The following is a 16,620-nucleotide window of genomic DNA, read 5'->3' on the forward strand; positions in this document are numbered from 1 at the left end:
CTTAGTAAGTTACTTTATTTTTGTTTTAAAACTAACTATCTAAAATGAAACCCAAATATTTATTTTTACTTGTATTCTCTTTTTTAACTTTACTAAGTAGCGCCCAAAACAAAAAACTTCTGTTAGAAAAAACTATTGCCAATATAGTTACTGCGTTTAAAGAGAAAAACGCTACAACTATAAACAACTATGTCTCTAAAGAAAAAGGTATTATTATACTTGTTAGATATGGTGTTTTAGACAATTTTACAACTATTGACTCTATTAATTTTGAAAAGCCTACACCTAGTTACCTACCGTACGCAGAACCAAAATCTATAGCAAAAATAAATTATAATAACCTACCTAAATTTAATTGTAGTGATTACAGCTGGTCCAAAAAAGGATTGTTTTGCGATACTCTAAAAGCCAATAAACTCTTTTACAATACCGTAAAAAATTTAAAGTATGAGTTTACTTCAAAAAAATATAAGAAAGAGTTAAAACGTGCTTTAGATTTAGAAAAAAATAGCTGTAAAGTTATTTTAGTTGATGAAAATGATGAGGATTTAATTTTTAACTTAGTATACAGTAACAAAAAATGGTTATTAACTATAATAGATAGAGTAACCACAGACTGCAGCGCTTAATTTTGATAAAATTTTACGTATGATGCCTATAAAAGGAACCTTTAGTATTATTCTGTTTTTTATTTTTTATTCTTCTTTTGCTCAACAAGATGCAAACATTAAATGCTACGTACAAATAAAAAAGGAGACTAAAATGTTAAATAAAGTTGAATTTAACAAAGCAATAAAAAAATTAGGTAATGCTTTTGAGCAGCACAGCTATACAGTACAGGCCAAAGAATTATCATCTATTTTATCTAGCAAAACTATAGCTAAACATTATAAACACACTAAAGATGCTGCTAGTATTATAATTCTTGAAGCTAGTTTTAAAAGGTGTAACGGTAGTTTTATAACAGTATACTATAAGCAAAAAAACAGAAAATGGCTCCCTTTAGAGAGTCTAGTCTCACTTTAAAAGTTAATACATTATTACCTCTATACTTTTCTTCTTTAATTTTGCTACTAATTCATCTGAAAAATTCATAGAATTGGTAACTTTTAAACTTGGTAAATATTTAATGTCCGCTATAGATTTTACATCAAAACAATCATCTTCTCCGCTCCAAAACGGAATTAATTGGGCGTAAATTTCATCTCCTCCATCTGGTTGTAACTCTACAATATCTAACAATAATGATGACGGAATTGGTAACTTTTTAAAATAAGCTGCAACTTCTGGTATTATTTTATACCCTTCTTCCTCAATATTTATAGTACGATCTTTATAATTTTTGGCAAAAAAATGAACATTAAATTTAGGATACAAAACCTCATCTATGTACATTAACTTATTTATTACCATTAATTTAAAGTTAAAGTCAGACTCAAAATAGCAATCACCATCTGGTAATTGTTCTAACTTTAGCTTAACCTCTTCACTAAACAATGCCTTATTTTGCATTTCTAGTTTTAATACATTCATAGGTATTTTAACTAATGACTGTGGCAAATCTTTAAAAGGGTTTTTCCTTAAATTAAGTTCTTTTAAATTGGTAAGGTTATAAATACTATCTGGCAGTGTAGTAAGTTGTGTTTCTTGCAAATCTAAAACCTCTAATTGCTTAAGTTTCCCTATCCAATTTGGCAACGTTAAAAGCGGATTATTATTTAACCTTAATACTTTTAAACGCTTTAAAGTAACCAAGCTCTCTGGCAGTTCTGTTATTTTGTTGTTAGACAAATCTAACTCTTCTAAACGGTTTAGGTTTTTTATTCTTGATGTTATTCTAGTTAATGATGTATTAGATAAATTAAGGGTTTTTAAGCCCGTAATTTTAACAACAGAAGACCAAAGCGGACTTTTATTACCTGAGAAATCTAAATATTTTAGACTATTTATTTGTTCTAATTTTGGAGGCAAACCATTTAATGGCACACTGTAATAATCTCCATCTCTAGAAATTGTTAATGACACTAAATACTTAAACTTATAAAGTTTATTAATTAAGTCTGGAGCCATTAAGCTAACATTACGCAAGGTTAGCTCATTAAGTGATTTTAACTTTAAAATACCTGGATATAAATCTTTTACAGTTTGATTAGACACTGCTAAACATCTTAGGTTGTTACACTCAAAAATACCACGTGGCAACTCAAAACCATAACCATAGTATAATTTTTGGGTTGCTAGTCCAAAATCATTTTCACTATTTAACTCCCAAATATCTGAATAAAATTGCCTTGGGTTTTTCTCTATATATTTTAAAACCTCCTTATGGTATACAGACAAATCTACCTTTTCTGCATTGGGGTTTGTACTGTTATATGGGTCTGATGCACAATAGCCGTAAACTTGGTCTTTGCTAGTTTTTCCTAATCTCTTTTTAAGCTCTAACCGTAACCCAAACCTAGTAATTAAAGCATCGTATAAATTTTGTATTTGTTCTGGCACATTGCGTTTAAAAAAAAAGGACTTTCTTTTTACAGTTAAAAACTGCTGAAAAGTATCCTCATCAAAAGCAATAACCTGACACAAAAACATAAATTCTCCTTTTTTTGCTGGATTATCTACTGGTCTGGTTGGAGGTAAAATTTGACAAACGGAATACACTTTTCCTCCTTTTAAGTCATCTTCCTTAAAAAAAATATCTCCAAAAGGTGAAACCTTCAAAACTTCTCTTTCTTTAAAGTCTTGAAATAATGCATCTAAAATTAATTCTTCCAATGGTTAGTTGTGTTTAATTTATTCTTGCGTAATACTACAAATTACTCTACCTCTAAAAAGGTTTTGGCTGTAATTGTTGCATCACTATTTTTATCCCAAATTTTCACTTGCCATTTTACAGGGTTACTAATAGCTCCTTTAGTTAAAATTAAAGAAGCCTGTATTGATTGTTCTACCAGTGCTGGGTTAACTTTTTGGTTTAAAAATAGATCTGGTTGGTCTAATATAACACGGCCGTCATCATCTCTAACAACCATTGTCATACCCAGTTCTACAGCACCATTTTTTTTAGTAAATCCTTTAAGGCCTTCAAATATAAACAACATTTTATCATTAAACCCAACTTTTCTGTTGGTAATCACAGACTTACGCTCTGGAGAAAACAAATAAGACTCTTTATACTCTAGTTTTTCTGCATCAATCTTAATATCTGGGTCTTTAACCAGCTCAACATCCATAGTAGATGTTAATACTCCTTCTCCTTTTAGATCTGTTAATGTATATACCAATGTGTAGGTTTTGTCAGAAAAAATAGGGTTTGCAAAACTAACTTGCCCCCTTAAATCTTTCATATCTAAATTTAAACCTTTGTTAGAATTTGGCAATAAATTAGCCTGTTTTAAAACTGTGTCTCCTGCTTTAGAAACTAAAGATACCGCTAAATTTGGGTAGTATTTTCCGTTTTCTTCTGTAAAACCATCTACAGACTTAAAGGTTGTTACTAATGTTTTACCATAAATTAATGTATTATCGTCTAGGATGTGGTCATCTAAAGTAACTTCTACCTCATCTACATTTATACCATCTCCTTTAGTGATTAAACCTATACTAAAGTTTTTTTTTACAGATTTGTTAAAACTACATGATGCAGATAACGTTAATAATATAGTTGTAATAGCTAAGCATATTATTGTATTTTTTTTCATAAGGTTAGTGTTTTGTGGTTATTTTTTATTTTTAACTAAATTGGATATCCTCCTAAGGCCTCTTTTACATAAATATTAAATTCTTTACGTACCTTTTTAAAGTCTAGATTATTATACTCTGCTATTTCTTTTAACTTCCCTTTTACTTTTAATTGTTTAGTAAAATAAACACCTGAAAAAACTAATAATACTATTATAAATATGCAGCATATTAAAATAACAGATGTTTTTATAGTGTTATAATCTGAGTAAGAATATGATTTGCCAGCTATAAATACATTATATAACAACACTAATGCACCAAAAAGCAGCAGAACATAGCGAATGTACTTTGTACTAGACATAAATTTTAGGTATTCTTCTAATACCACGTTAAGCTTTGTTTCTGGTATTCTCTGCAATTCTGATAGTTTATTTTCTTCTGATTTCATTACTACTGTATTAATATTGTTTTTTATTCCAAGCTGGAGCTAAAGAAATTAGTTTAACGTCTTTATAAATAATTGGTGTTATTTTAAATTTTATATTTTGATCTGCTTTAAAATTATATTGATGCTCCTCTTCTACTCCATTATCAGTTAGTAACTCTATTGTATTATTTTTATAATAAGCATACGTACCATCTGTATTTAAATGAAACCCTAAAGATGTAATGTATTTTATAGAATTGTAACTTAATTTTATGGTTGCATTAAGCGTATTATCTTTTTCATAGATCTTTTTAGATATTAATGTTAAACCTTGTAAAGAGTCGTCTAAAGATGTTTGTTCCATAGCTAATTTTAAACCAACAGTAGCAGCTTCTTCTTGCCCTTTAATTGTAGATAAATTATGTTGCTCTATAGTTATTGTTTTAGACTCTACATCTACAAAAAACACTGTATCTGTACTAACAAGAGGAACTTCTCCTTGTATAAAAAAGCTAATTATAGCCATTACTAAAGATTTTACTTCTACCATATTTTATTTTTTTAAGGAATTGTACTTAGTTCATCTAAAACCCAAATTTTGTTTTGTTTTACAAATCTAAATGTATGTTGCCCACCTTCATGAAACTTAGTTGGTTTAGTGGTAGTTACTAAAACCTCTATGTAATTAACAGCTTCTATTGCGTGGTTTACATAAATAGTTTCGCTTTCTGCTAAAAGTCCAATAAAGTGATGTGTAAAAATTAGATTGTAATCTTCTGCTAAAAATTTTGTTATAGGAATGTAAATATCTTGCTCATAAATTTTAGCATACCAATCCTCATCATTATCTCTAGAGTAAGCAAATTTCTTTTGCTCTTTTAGAGTATTCTCTAAACAGTTATAACATCTAATTTTTAAAGCAGATAATTGCTTAAACTTTACAGTGTCTTTTGTTTTTAAGGTTGATAAAAAAGTAGCCCATACTTGTTTCATTTCTTTTAAAGAAACGTCTTCTGTTTTTTGCTGTGCACATGCTATGCTAACAATAAATAAAAACATTAAAACAATTTTATTCTTTACCATAACAATTGTACACCAATTAATTGACCGCAATTTACAGCAATACATTGTTATATAAACCCCTTTTTTCAGGGATATTACTTTTTAGAAAAGTCTAAAAAACAGAGTAATAGTGTAATTATTTTTCTTTTGTTTTGGTATCTAAAATCTGCAATAAGGTTGGTATTCTGTAATTACCGTGCATAGATTTAACTAACTCATAAGCCTCATCTAAATTTATACCTATAGCAGATATGTAAAGTGGCTTTATACTGTCTCCCCTTAAAAGAGGCTTACTGTTTGTTTTATTTAAATGAAAACTAGATTTTGCAACACCAACAATAGGAATTTTTTTATCTAGACTATTATATAAATGTCCACCTAAACCTAATTTTCCGTCATCATCTAATAAAACATAACTATCTACTATTACTAACTCAACATCTTCTAAGTTATACTGTTTAAGCAAACTTAAAATACAAGGCAATTCTCTTTTATAAAATGCACCCGGTTCATAGTCCGGCACATCTTCTATAATTTCTTCCTTTATTTCAAAAACAGTATCATCTAACCAACTATTAAAGCTAACACCTACTGTTTTTGCTTTGTTATTGTAGTAATAAGTATCAAAGGCTAAAATCATAATATTTGTTTCTTTTTAAGTTGGTCTTACTTATAGGCATACAAAATTCTTCTACCTCCCAAAATATTTTTGTTCCCTTTTTCAATTAAAATTAGCTTTTCTTTTTCAAAAATTCTTTCAATTTTAAAGATAGTATTGTTGTCTATAATTGCTGTTCTATCTTCTTTTACTTTTATATTAAAATTATTTAGTTTTTCGTGTGACTTAAACTTTAGATCTCCATTTAGTTGCTGCATAGAATAGGTTAATGGTCCTTCTGCCAAGTATCGCCAGTACTCTTTTAAACTTCCATTCTTGTTAAGTACATATTTACGTTCAATATCAAACTCAAATTCTTCTATTTTAAATGAACAATCGTGGTCCTTCATTTGTAAATACGGAGCTACTTTGTTAGCACAATTTGTATTATTAGGACTTATTTCTTCATCTAAAACCCTATATTTCACCATAATTTTAGCAGATTTAGGCAGTTTAGCTATGTTTTTCATACAACCAAAGTTTAATACAAGTAGAAGAAGAACTATTTTTTTCATTACCTTTTTTTATAATTAAAACGTTTACTTTATACGAAAAACTACCAGTAAGTGCCAACCAAAAACGTCATACGTATAAAGGCTACAACACTGTCTTTTGTTAATTGTAAAGGAGTATCTAAACTGGTAACTTCATCACCATCTACAAAAACAACAAAAAGACCGTCTTTAAAAGCAAGTAGTACATTATCTATAGCTTCTTGTTCTACAGCTAAATCTTTATTTGCTAAATCGCCAAAATCTACTTTACCACTCTGGGCTTGTTCTTGTATTTCTGCCGGACTTAAAAATCCAACTACATTAACCTCTACTCTTTTTTTATTAAAAGCTTCTACTTGGTTTTTTACACAACCTACCAATAACTGTTGCAAGTTATTAGGAGTTGCATCTAAGGTTAATGGTATTTGTTTTACCTTTTTTTTACCTAGTCTTTTAAGTTGTAGTGTTAGTTGTGGCATACGTATTTATAGTTTTTTGGCGCGTTAGGGATTGGCGTGTAAAGCCCACAGTGCGATAGCACGAGGACTTGCAACAAAAGCCCGCCCCACCTTAAGTGGGGAACGCCCTTATTATTTTTAAATTAGCTATTTATTTGTGCCAAAATGGTTGGATCTTGTATTTTGTTGTCTTCTGATAAAAGTTTCATTTTAGAAATAATTTCTGCCGATTTTGGATCGTCGTCTACAAAGGGTAAAAACATACGTCCTCTGTGCTGACTGTGTACCGGAATTATAGATAATTGTAAGCCGTTTTTACTTACTTGTCCGCTTCCTAAATGTATGCTATACTCGCCCAAAGTACCTGCTACCAATATGTGGCGCTCTTTAACTGTAATGTTTTTAAGTTTAAAAAGCTGTGCAGACTCGGTTGCCAATGCTGCTCGCATTTGCATAGTGCTATGGCTAGCTTCTGGGTCTACACCACCTACGTGAGCAACACTAACCACAAGGTCTATGTCTCTCATAATTTCACTAAAAACTACAGATGGCACGTCTTTTAACGGAATTGGCTTGTAATTTTCTAAGGAATAAAATACAATGTGCTCTAAGGTTGGTGCCTCTATATCTGCTGGAGAAAACCAGTCTGCCATAGCATACATTGTTGCCATAAAGCCTTTTTTATGATATACTTTTTGTAACCCGTCTTCATGACTTACCGTCCAACCTCTGCTACGCAATAATGCTACTGTTTTTTTAGGCTGAATCTGGTGTCCTTGGTAACGCTCTGACTTTGCACCAAGCTCTAGCTCATCTTTAGTAACCAAGTATAACTCTCTAAATACCTGCTTAAACGGCTGTACCAAACGCTCTGCAAATAGGTGTTTTTGGTACAAATCCCACTGTACGGCTTTGTATAGGTGAGATGGGTGTGCAATTACCAAAACATCATCATCTTGTAATTGATGCTTTTTACCTTCTGTATCTGTTAATACTCCGTCTGCATAAAAACCAGAAAATTCTTTTTCTGGAGCAAACAACACCAATTTGCTAAGCATAACTTTAACTATTGGATGTTGCATTATTTTTTGAATCTCTGCTGCAGTAAACTCATCTTCATTTACCATTGCATTTTCTAAAGACAAACGGGTTCTACTGTATTGTTTAGATAAGTAAGACTTGCCTTCTTTTAAGGCCAATACTTGCTTGTCTTTTTTATACTTAGCAGGTATAGATTTTTGTTTTTTATTGCCTTTAGTTACTAAAATATCTGTTTTGCCATCTTCTGTAATTACCAGTTCTATAACTGCATCATCAAACTTTAAAACGGCGTTTTCCATTATTGCTAAAGTTGCTTTACTCTCCATAGCCCAACTAAAGCGTACGCGGTCTTGAAAACCTGCGTTTCTAGACAGGTTGTCTAACGCAATTTCTACTGCATTTTTCTCGCTCTCTTGACGTTGTGCACCAAACTGCTTGCTTTCTTTTAAAAACTGTTGCAACAAGTTGTAGCGTTTTAATAAATCTTTTTCTGGAATAGTTTTACTAAGCGGAATTAAGCCTAAAGCACGTACATAGTCTTTATCTCTTTTTTCCTTTATTTTTTTTAAGGTCTCTGTAATTTTTACTTCGCCAAGCATTACACTAGAGTATAGTTTTACTTGTCTGTGCCCATTACCATCTGTAATATATTTGGCTGCTTCGTGTAAAATTTTCCAGTTGGCTTTGCCTATACTTTTATACACTTTATTAAACCAGTCTATGTCTATAGCTCCAATTGCAAAGTCGGACTTTGGAATATTAGAATACCTAGAAATAATGGTTTCTTTTTCGCTACTCATATATTCTGATGCATGTGCTTGAAACCACCAAACTGCATCTTCTAATTTTTCTAACCCAAGATACTCACCTACAAAACCTGCCCATTGCGTTGCGTAACAAGCAAGCTCTACTAAACGTTTTTTAGGAATTTTAGTTTCATTTGCTAGTGCTGCAAAGTTTGCATAAGTTTCGGTTTCTTTTAACACACTCTTTTTTAAGATAGAGCTAAACTTAGATCTTTTACTGTCTCCATAATAGCTATAACCACGCTCAAAAGTATCTTTACCCATGCGTTGTAGTACTTTAAAAACATAGTCTACACCTTCTACTTTATAAAGAGAAGAAATATATTCTGATGCATCTGTTGCTAAATCTCCACGCTCTAACTCTACAGAAAGTATATTTGCTTTAAGCTCTGCAAGAACACCTTTTGGAACCAATGCTACATCTAAACTACCGTTACGTAGTCTGTAATTTTGCACCCCATCTAAAATAGACATTAGTTCTGATAAGTATAGTGCCTGAAAAAGAAGATCGTCTTTATTAATTATATTTTTTTGATACAACACTAAAGAAATATCTAAATACGGCAATACCAAACCTCTGTCTTGTATTTTTTTATCTGTAATGTCTTTAATGTTTGTTATTACCTTTGGATACCCTATGTATTGTGCAGCCAAATACATTTTTATATCCCAGTATTTTTTTAGTTGTTCTAATGTACCATACTCAGTTAATTCATCCTGATTGATAACACAAACCAAACCATCTACAACACTTACCCAGTTGTAATTGTCATACATATACCCTTTGTATGAAAATTTAGTTGTTTTTAATTTCTCTGGAAAATTAGCAATAACATCTTCCCATAAGCTTAACTTAAAGCTAAATAATGCTGGCATATCTGCGTAAGCATTAAGTAACAGGTTTAATACTTTTGTGTATTTAGAGTTTACACTGTAATAACTACGGTCTGATGCGTCTACATTTATAGCTTCTAAATTAGGCACATATTTTTGTACATAATCTTCTAATTTATCATAATTACCATAAGGAGCATTAACTCTATTAATGTAGCGTATGGCCATATACATTTCAAAATCATTAAGGCCACTTTCTTCATACCACTTTATCCAAAGATCTGCTAAAGGAACATTTTTTAAATGTACTTCTGGCGTAACAATTTCTTGAATTCTTTTTATGTCATGAATACCATTTGCAATTAATGTTGTACCTGTTTCTCCATCATAAGCCTCAAACTGGTACTCATAATTTCTATTTTCATGTATAAGATTTATTAACTTATTTATTTGAGTTACAATTTTTTCATCATCTATAAATTTTTTGAACTTAAATTTTGATGGTGTAAAACCAAGTTTATCAAATAAACTTTTAGGCTCTTCAAAATTTACCTGTGGTGTATATAAAGGTGTTAAGTTGTTATAGTCTACAGCTCCAAAACCATTACTAAACGTATACCCTACTTTTGTTTTAGAAAACTTATCTAAAAATACACTTTCGTTCTTTGTAAATTTAGGGCGTTCTTTAAACAGTGTTATTTGTTCTTCTATAAAGTCTGGGTATTTCTCCTCTTCATCTACAATTGTTAGTATTTCTAATGCAGCTAAGCGCCTATCTACACTTTTAGATGTGATTAAATTTTGCGTAGTTTGCTTAAATACTTTTTCTGGCTGCTTAATTACAAGTTTTATTAACCCAGAGCGTAACGTTTTGTTTTTACGTCCAAATAAATCCTCTACAATATCTAATTCTTTTTGGTATAAAGGCATATGATGAAAAACCGTTAAACCCGTAGACATTACAGACTCATTTCTATCTTTAACTGCTTGGTGCGCTAATTCTCTTCGCCATGCATCTTTAGATAGTACAAGCATTTTTGGTTTTGTTCTTCCGTAACTATATCCAAAAGAATATGTATAATGGTTTGGGAAAATTTTTCTAATATAACTTTCTCTAATTTCTGATGGCAGCTTTGCTAAATCATTAGATAACAAAATTAATTGCTCTTCTGAAGCATGCTTGATTAAAAAATTATAAAAATAGTTTGGTGTAACTGTAAAATTTAGCCAAGAAAAAACCATTCCTTCATACACCTTACCATCTTTTGGTAGACTCGTTGCTATTTTTTCAATTCGACTAAAAAGATCATTATCTATTTCTAAAACAGGTAAATTAACAGTTAACCAATAATCTAATGCAGGGTTATTGCCTAGTTCATTTTTATAATAATCAACAATAGAATTCTGGGTACGCTGCGTTTGACTAACAAAATACAGGCACAGTATTTTTTTCTCTAAACTATCTGTTTTATAAACCAACTCTAATGCTTTTTGGTTAGCAGCATCTACATTTATTAAACCAATAGCCCAAAGACCTATATAAATTTCTAAATTATCATTACTAGTTAAACAGTCTTCAATATTTTTTAAATCTAAAATATGATCTCTACTTAATTCTAAAACTCTTTTTATTGTAGATTTTTTAGGAGCTTCCCAACCAAATCCAAACCACGTATCTACTGCTCTAACTACACTACTAAAACGAGTTAAATCATGCTCTAAAATTACATTCATCATATATTTTAGAGCTCCCAAACTGGTAGTATCAATAGATTCTAAAATAGTTTGCCTTAACCCTTCTTGGCGTTGTGCTGCAAGCAAAAGTTTAGCTACCAACTCCCAATACGCCTCTTTTTTTGTAAGTAATAAACCTTTAATTATATCCCTACTTATACCACCAATTTCATCTTCGGCCTGTATAATATCTTTTACAACCTCATCTACCAACTCACCCTTAAACTCCAATACAACAGCAAAAAAATAACTGTGTCTATTATCAAAATACGTAGAATACTGAAATTGTTCTTTTAATGACAAATAGCCAAAACCACTACGGTTAGCATATAAAAGACGTTTAAAATACTCTAACTTATTATATAAATGATCTGTGTTTGGTTTTGTTCTAAAAGCTCTTCTACTATACCCGTTTTGGTAAGGCAAGGCATTAAACATACTCCATAACACTGGTAAAAAAGGAGATTGTATATCTCCAAACAAAAAAGAACCTAAGCGTATACCTTCTTCAGTTGCCCATGGGTTTACGGTAGTTTCATCATCAAACACATTAGAGAAAATAGTTACAGTCTCGTGTCTTTGTCGTGGGTTAAGCACATCTGCCACAATCATACCCAACACTTGATATGGATATGAAAACTGTTCAAAATCTGCGTCTGTTAATTCTTCTTTTTTATACTTTTTAATATACGCTTGTGCTTTTTCAAATGGAATCATATAGGTAATATTCTTTTCTAAATTTAGGCTTTGTTTACTATGGTTTAAATATAAACTAAGTCTTTATGTTCTTATTTTATTTAATCTTAAAACTTTCGCAAATTATTAAGACTACAAACATTTTTTATCCCTGAATTATGGGATATTTTAGCTCCACTGAATACCGTTAGAAAACCTATTTACTTATATTCTAAGTTTGTAAGTCTAAAAATTTAATTATTGCAATGCCAAAAACAATAAATACCCCTGTTTTTAATTTTTTTGAAATTGAAAAATCTTATAAAACTATTAAAACCCACAACAACTATCCTGAGGATTTTTATTATGAAATTTTTGTAATTGCAAAATCAACAACAGACAAAAATATTAGAACTGCGTGTACCAATATCATAAAAAAACAGGCACCAGAAGCTTTACAACTCGCCTTTAAAAGTCGAAAAAAACTCACCCAAAAAGGAGGGATAAAATCTGTAAACGCAAGACTGATTAGCATTTTAGAATATGGATTGCTTTCAGAAGACTTAGACCTGTTTAAACTCTATAGCCTTATTAGTAGAGCGCCAGAATTGGGATTATACAGTTTATCGAAAGAGTTTTTGGTTCAGTTGTTAGAACATCCTGAAATTTTAGGACGCTTTAATGGGATTGAAAGTCTAGAGATTCATTTAAAAGGCGAAGGCAATACCTATGATAATATCCTTAATGAAATACCAAAACTAACAACTTTAAAATCATTAGACCTTGAAGGTGAGTTTGAGCAATTACCTGAGGCTATTGGTAATTTACCCAATTTAAAAAAATTAAAGCTTGTGGTGCCTTGTTTAAAAAGGTTCCCCTGTACAATGTCGCAATTAACTTCTTTGAAAAAATTAGGTATTGAAGGGGCTTACTGGTCTAGAAACTCTACTGACAACCTGAATTTAACGGACTTTAATTGGCTTACAGCACTAACTAAATTAAAAGCGTTGAAACTGCGTTATGTTGGGGTTCAAGATTTGTCTCAAGTCGTGTTTCCAGAATCCTTAAAACGTATGGATTTATTTAGCCTGGATGAATTAACAGCATTACCTAAAGATGTTAGTCATTTAAAGCAACTAGAATGGTTTATGTTGCTGTCCAAAAGCATAACAAGCCTACCAAATGGTTTTGAAGATTTACCCAAATTAGAACATTTTGAGCTGATAGCACCGAAGATAGATACCATATCAGCGGCCTTGTTTTTTGGAGATGCGTCCAAACCTAAATTGGTCACTAAAATAGGTAATAGCAATATTAACATTGCACCTATGACTACGGAAACCCAACAAAAAACAATAGAATTAAACACGCCTAAATTGTTGAATTACGTTTTAGATAATGCCTCGTTTTTCCTAATTTAGAAACTATAATTGTAAACTGTGAAGCTCCTAAAATAGAAAACACAACAACATTAGCTGCATTTAAAAACCTAAAACACCTTACTTACAGGCTAGAGCATAAATTAGATTGGTTATTTAAAGGCATAGAGCAATGTTTAAAATTAGAATCTTTAGAAGTGTATCGTTCTAAAGAATGGCACCATAAAGATGAGGAAGCACCAGTAACAATCTTCCCCAAAGCATTTTTAACAATAAAACAGCTAGAGAAACTTGTTGTAAAAAATGCAAGTGCACTGGTTTTAAATACTGATTGCTTACCTAAGTATATTACCAATTTAACTATTTCTGAAATTAAAGGTATAGAAGCGGGATCACAACCGCTTAATGTGTTTAGTATGGAAGTTAAAGCAACTCAAATACTCAATTTACAGCAATTTCACACTATAATTAGTGCTGCTAAATTTAATCTTGGACATAGAAATAATGATGTAGAAAAATGTTTTAAATTTTGAAACTTTTAGGCATCCAGAAAAAATTGAATCTTATGAATTTACAAGTGATGCAAGTAAGCTTGGCAGCTTACTTAAAACTTTAGTAAATTTAAAAAGTCTTAGCATCACATTTAATAAAGATAACCCTGAACAAAACAATGCTTTAACAGCCTTTAAACACCCAAATCTAAAAGTATTAAGAATAGATGATTATAACGGAACTACCGAAGCTCTAGAATGTTTATTAAGTCAGACACCAAACCTTGAGTTTTTAGGAATATTTGAAGCAAAAGGTTTTGATGCTTTTCCTGCTGTAAATTTGCCTCAGCTTAAAAAGTTAAGAATGCAGAGTGTAGCTCTTAAAACCATAGACAACCTAAACGTTGATACTATAGAAGCTGTAAAACTGATACATTGTGATCATATTAACGATGAAAGTATTGAAGTGATATCGTGTTGGAATACTTTAAAAAACCTTTGGTTAGAAGGTTTAGATGAAAATGGAGGTATATATCCTGAATCAATTTCTGAATTAAATTTAGAAACACTTTTTATTAGAGCACATAAAAGAGAAGAAAAAATTCCAACCTGGATTGCTAATCTAAAAAATCTACGTGTTTTAGGAATAAACAATTTTAAACAAGTTGTTTTACCGGTAGAATTAGCCACATTAACACAGCTTGAAGTATTAAGTATTAGTGGTTGTGAATTTTCAGAAAAAGTATCTGACGATTTTAAAAATCTTAACCTACAAAAATTAGTGTATTGGACCTCTAAATTTAATGGAAGTAATATGAAATCTGAACTTTACCAGCCTTTAGAACATAAATTAGTGGCTCAACGTAATTTTGATGAGGAAGATAGTGAAGTGCCTTTTAAAATAGAACTATAATCATATTGTAAAATATTTTTTAATCTTATTTAAAAGCACATAATAACCTAGTATTGTACCAAAAATAACAGTACTAGGTTAGTTATTTTACATTGTTAGATAATTAAACTTTCGGTAATTACTGAAACTTTAAAATATTCAATATATATTTGTGATGAATTTAAGTTTTTTTAAAGATGAACTACACAGAAGCAAAATCTAAATTTATAAACACTTGGGGTAGTTTAGGTACTCTTTGGGGCATTAATAAAGCAATGGCACAAATACAGTCGCTCTTATTTATTTCTTCAGAACCACTTTCTATGGAAGAAATTATGGAGGAATTAAAAATCTCTAGAGGTAATACAAGTATGAATCTTAGACAACTTATAGATTGGGGAATTGTTAGTAAAGAGTTTAAAGCAGGCGAACGTAAAGAATATTTTACAACTGAAAAAGATGTGCAAGAATTAGCACGTATAATTGCTAAAGAACGTAGCCGAAGGGAGCTACAACCTACCATAAAAGTATTAAAAGAAGTTAGCAATATAACTCCCGATGGCACAAAAGAAACTGATGAGTTTATTAAACAAACTAAAGCTATGTGCGAGTTAACAGAGACTGCAGATAGTCTTTTAAATAAAATGGCTAATCAACAGAAAAACTGGATACAAAATCCATTTTAAAAATATTTAGCTAATCCAACAATGCAAAAAAACATCTTAAATAAAATATTAACTATTGGTATTGGGCTTATTTGGCTTGCAAACGGGTTAATGTGCAAAGTGCTAAACTTAGTTCCAAGACACCAAAAAATTGTAGGTAATATTTTAGGTGATGGTTTTGCTAAGCCCCTAACAATTAGCATTGGAGTATTAGAAATTTTTATGGCAGTTTGGATTTTTAGTGGGTAAAAATCTAGAGTAAACGCAATGCTACAAATGCTAATAATAGGTGTAATGAATATTTTAGAATTTGCTCTAGTGCCAGAGTTATTGCTTTGGGGTAATTACAACATCGTTTTTGCTTTACTTTTAATTTGTGTGATCTTTTATAGTGAATTTCATTTAAAAAAAACAAACTAGTATGGTAGCATCATTAAAAAATCATCCGTTTGCGGTTAAAGCTTTTTTTACAAACTCTACTGTACTTACTTTTGCCATTCCCAAAGAAGAATTAGCACACAGGATACCAAAACACTTACAACTAGACACGTTTAAAGACAAATGGGCTTTTGTAGCTGTTGCAATGGTACAAACAAAAGATTTGCGTCCTAAAGGGTTACCCAAATTTATGGGCAATAACTTTTTTTTTAATTGGTTATAGAGTTTTTGTTACTTACACTAACAAGGCAGGTAAGCGCTTACGAGGATTGTATATTTTAAAGTCTGAAACCAATAAAAAAGAAAATGCAGTTTATGGGTAATATTTTTACACATTACAACTACACCACAACAGACATTACAATTAAAAAAGAACATAAAAACACCCAAATAATCTCTTTAATTCAAACTTTAAAATTGATTATAATGATAATTTAGACGATGTTAACCTGCCAAAAAACTCACCCTTTGGCACTATAAAGAGGCACGCAGATTTGCAGGACCATACCATTCACTTTTACATACAATAAAGAGAATAATAGCATTTTAATTATTGGGCGTACGACAAAACTGGAAACCATCTCCTATACATATCAATGAATCAACTAATATTTTTTAAAGAAGTTGGTTAAAACGCTGTTTTAGCTAATGCTTTTGCATAAAAAACATACCATATTATTGGAAAAAGAATTATGGAATTTGGGGTATTAAATGGCATTTTTATGTTATTGGCTTACTGTATTAGCCATTGCATTAACAGTTTGCTATTATACCTAATAGTATGGATTACAATTAGTGCATTTGTTTATGGCTTAGTAACTCTTCTAGTTTCTGCATATGTTTACGATTTTTCCGGCTACTACAGTTTTAAATGGTTGCAAC

At 30.7% G+C, this 16,620-nt stretch carries 17 protein-coding genes and 1 pseudogene; 9 read left to right on the top strand and 9 right to left on the bottom strand.

The window, feature by feature from the left end:
- Window positions 1–44 precede the first annotated feature (44 nt).
- Complete coding sequence (locus JM80_RS16300) at window positions 45–629, top strand: hypothetical protein (RefSeq protein ID WP_144711100.1); 585 nt, start codon at window positions 45–47, stop codon at window positions 627–629.
- A 19-nt stretch (window positions 630–648) separates the two neighbouring features.
- Window positions 649–1,026 carry a hypothetical protein gene (locus JM80_RS16305; RefSeq protein ID WP_144711102.1) on the top strand — a complete coding sequence of 126 codons (378 nt, stop codon included), beginning with the start codon at window positions 649–651 and terminating at the stop codon, window positions 1,024–1,026.
- 3 nt (window positions 1,027–1,029) lie between these two features.
- Here the strand turns inward: JM80_RS16305 and JM80_RS16310 are convergent, their stop codons facing one another.
- From JM80_RS16310 to JM80_RS16350, 9 genes are all read right to left on the bottom strand, one after another.
- Entirely contained in the window at window positions 1,030–2,775 is a 1,746-nt protein-coding gene (locus JM80_RS16310) for a leucine-rich repeat domain-containing protein (protein ID WP_144711104.1), read from the bottom strand.
- Between the two features lie 41 nt (window positions 2,776–2,816).
- On the bottom strand, window positions 2,817–3,701 hold the full coding sequence (locus tag JM80_RS16315; protein ID WP_144711106.1) for a hypothetical protein: 885 nt from the start codon (window positions 3,699–3,701) through the stop codon (window positions 2,817–2,819).
- Window positions 3,702–3,736: 35 nt separating this feature from the next.
- Window positions 3,737–4,132: a hypothetical protein gene (locus tag JM80_RS16320; protein ID WP_144711108.1), complete on the bottom strand. Its 396-nt coding sequence runs from the start codon at window positions 4,130–4,132 to the stop codon at window positions 3,737–3,739.
- A 10-nt stretch (window positions 4,133–4,142) separates the two neighbouring features.
- A complete protein-coding gene (locus JM80_RS16325; RefSeq protein ID WP_075695180.1) occupies window positions 4,143–4,661 on the bottom strand; it encodes a hypothetical protein in 519 nt (172 codons plus the stop codon).
- A gap of 11 nt (window positions 4,662–4,672) precedes the next feature.
- Entirely contained in the window at window positions 4,673–5,194 is a 522-nt protein-coding gene (locus JM80_RS16330) for a hypothetical protein (RefSeq protein WP_144711110.1), read from the bottom strand.
- Window positions 5,195–5,309: 115 nt separating this feature from the next.
- On the bottom strand, window positions 5,310–5,813 hold the full coding sequence (locus tag JM80_RS16335) for an endonuclease V (protein WP_144711113.1): 504 nt from the start codon (window positions 5,811–5,813) through the stop codon (window positions 5,310–5,312).
- 26 nt (window positions 5,814–5,839) lie between these two features.
- The gene (locus JM80_RS16340; protein ID WP_144711115.1) at window positions 5,840–6,301 is read right to left on the bottom strand and encodes a hypothetical protein; all 462 of its coding nucleotides are present in this window, start codon (window positions 6,299–6,301) and stop codon (window positions 5,840–5,842) included.
- Window positions 6,302–6,387: 86 nt separating this feature from the next.
- A complete protein-coding gene (locus tag JM80_RS16345; RefSeq protein ID WP_013621663.1) occupies window positions 6,388–6,804 on the bottom strand; it encodes a hypothetical protein in 417 nt (138 codons plus the stop codon).
- A gap of 122 nt (window positions 6,805–6,926) precedes the next feature.
- A complete protein-coding gene (locus JM80_RS16350) occupies window positions 6,927–11,915 on the bottom strand; it encodes a DUF4132 domain-containing protein (RefSeq protein WP_144711117.1) in 4,989 nt (1,662 codons plus the stop codon).
- A gap of 224 nt (window positions 11,916–12,139) precedes the next feature.
- On the opposite strand from JM80_RS16350, the gene JM80_RS16355 reads away from it, so the two are divergent.
- The 7 genes and pseudogenes from JM80_RS16355 to JM80_RS16535 all read left to right on the top strand — a co-directional run.
- Window positions 12,140–13,294, top strand: a complete 1,155-nt coding sequence (locus tag JM80_RS16355; protein ID WP_144711119.1) for a hypothetical protein — start codon at window positions 12,140–12,142, stop codon at window positions 13,292–13,294.
- A 155-nt stretch (window positions 13,295–13,449) separates the two neighbouring features.
- Window positions 13,450–13,785 (top strand): hypothetical protein, encoded by a 336-nt coding sequence (locus JM80_RS16360; RefSeq protein WP_144711121.1) that lies wholly within the window; start codon window positions 13,450–13,452, stop codon window positions 13,783–13,785.
- Between the two features lie 322 nt (window positions 13,786–14,107).
- The gene (locus tag JM80_RS16365; protein ID WP_144711123.1) at window positions 14,108–14,656 is read left to right on the top strand and encodes a hypothetical protein; all 549 of its coding nucleotides are present in this window, start codon (window positions 14,108–14,110) and stop codon (window positions 14,654–14,656) included.
- 176 nt (window positions 14,657–14,832) lie between these two features.
- Window positions 14,833–15,321, top strand: a complete 489-nt coding sequence (locus JM80_RS16370) for a GbsR/MarR family transcriptional regulator (protein WP_144711125.1) — start codon at window positions 14,833–14,835, stop codon at window positions 15,319–15,321.
- Between the two features lie 21 nt (window positions 15,322–15,342).
- A complete protein-coding gene (locus tag JM80_RS16635) occupies window positions 15,343–15,549 on the top strand; it encodes a DoxX-like family protein (protein ID WP_255436843.1) in 207 nt (68 codons plus the stop codon).
- Between the two features lie 172 nt (window positions 15,550–15,721).
- Complete coding sequence (locus JM80_RS16640) at window positions 15,722–15,961, top strand: DUF2071 domain-containing protein (protein ID WP_255436844.1); 240 nt, start codon at window positions 15,722–15,724, stop codon at window positions 15,959–15,961.
- A 469-nt stretch (window positions 15,962–16,430) separates the two neighbouring features.
- Window positions 16,431–16,620, top strand: a pseudogene (locus JM80_RS16535) (hypothetical protein); the annotation flags it as partial.

Source organism: Cellulophaga sp. RHA_52 (assembly GCF_007827205.1).
GTDB classification, from domain to species: domain Bacteria; phylum Bacteroidota; class Bacteroidia; order Flavobacteriales; family Flavobacteriaceae; genus Cellulophaga; species Cellulophaga lytica.

What these genes read in the sequence shown, in the direction of transcription:
- JM80_RS16300 (WP_144711100.1), top strand. Translation starts at nt 45, where the DNA reads ATGAAACCCAAATATTTATTTTTACTTGTATTCTCTTTTTTAACTTTA.
- JM80_RS16305 (WP_144711102.1), top strand. Translation starts at nt 649, where the DNA reads ATGATGCCTATAAAAGGAACCTTTAGTATTATTCTGTTTTTTATTTTT.
- JM80_RS16315 (WP_144711106.1), bottom strand. Translation starts at nt 3,701, where the DNA reads ATGAAAAAAAATACAATAATATGCTTAGCTATTACAACTATATTATTA.
- JM80_RS16320 (WP_144711108.1), bottom strand. Translation starts at nt 4,132, where the DNA reads ATGAAATCAGAAGAAAATAAACTATCAGAATTGCAGAGAATACCAGAA.
- JM80_RS16325 (WP_075695180.1), bottom strand. Translation starts at nt 4,661, where the DNA reads ATGGTAGAAGTAAAATCTTTAGTAATGGCTATAATTAGCTTTTTTATA.
- JM80_RS16330 (WP_144711110.1), bottom strand. Translation starts at nt 5,194, where the DNA reads ATGGTAAAGAATAAAATTGTTTTAATGTTTTTATTTATTGTTAGCATA.
- JM80_RS16335 (WP_144711113.1), bottom strand. Translation starts at nt 5,813, where the DNA reads ATGATTTTAGCCTTTGATACTTATTACTACAATAACAAAGCAAAAACA.
- JM80_RS16340 (WP_144711115.1), bottom strand. Translation starts at nt 6,301, where the DNA reads ATGAAAAACATAGCTAAACTGCCTAAATCTGCTAAAATTATGGTGAAA.
- JM80_RS16345 (WP_013621663.1), bottom strand. Translation starts at nt 6,804, where the DNA reads ATGCCACAACTAACACTACAACTTAAAAGACTAGGTAAAAAAAAGGTA.
- JM80_RS16350 (WP_144711117.1), bottom strand. Translation starts at nt 11,915, where the DNA reads ATGATTCCATTTGAAAAAGCACAAGCGTATATTAAAAAGTATAAAAAA.
- JM80_RS16355 (WP_144711119.1), top strand. Translation starts at nt 12,140, where the DNA reads ATGCCAAAAACAATAAATACCCCTGTTTTTAATTTTTTTGAAATTGAA.
- JM80_RS16365 (WP_144711123.1), top strand. Translation starts at nt 14,108, where the DNA reads ATGCAGAGTGTAGCTCTTAAAACCATAGACAACCTAAACGTTGATACT.
- JM80_RS16370 (WP_144711125.1), top strand. Translation starts at nt 14,833, where the DNA reads ATGAACTACACAGAAGCAAAATCTAAATTTATAAACACTTGGGGTAGT.
- JM80_RS16635 (WP_255436843.1), top strand. Translation starts at nt 15,343, where the DNA reads ATGCAAAAAAACATCTTAAATAAAATATTAACTATTGGTATTGGGCTT.
- JM80_RS16640 (WP_255436844.1), top strand. Translation starts at nt 15,722, where the DNA reads ATGGTAGCATCATTAAAAAATCATCCGTTTGCGGTTAAAGCTTTTTTT.